Here is a 341-nt window from a genome sequence, read left to right as displayed (position 1 = left end):
GATTATAACTCTGTAGATCAATTTGACCTCAATATTGATATCAGCCACATCTCAACCGATCGTTCGTTCGTATCCGTATATAGTCGATTTACCACAAGGACAGACTTAACTTACAAGCCTGATTATTCAAGTAAGGTCATTGGAGGCCCTTTAGACAACGGTACATTTACGTCCAACTTTTCGGCGCCGCTAAGCGAAGATATTCTGTTAATTGAGATCTGGTTTTATGATGGTCAAGCGCCGCTGCAACAAGTCGTTGCAAGTGACGGATCACAAATCACTTGGTAAACGTAAAGGAATGAAAAGCGCTGAGTTCAGTTTAACAATAGCTAAATTTAGTT

At 40.2% G+C, this 341-nt stretch carries 1 protein-coding gene; it reads left to right on the top strand.

Annotated features, from left to right (window positions below):
* Positions 1-288, top strand: a 288-nt coding sequence (locus AB4496_RS26145; protein WP_372132805.1) for a hypothetical protein, incomplete at its 5' end; no start/stop codon positions are given.
* Positions 289-341: the final 53 nt, after the last annotated feature.

Source organism: Vibrio sp. 10N.222.46.A1, from assembly GCF_041473595.1.
In the GTDB taxonomy this organism is placed as follows: Bacteria; Pseudomonadota; Gammaproteobacteria; order Enterobacterales; family Vibrionaceae; genus Vibrio; species Vibrio tasmaniensis_A.
The sequence above is the reverse complement of the archived record's forward strand: the minus strand, read 5'-3'. Positions and strand labels throughout refer to the sequence as shown.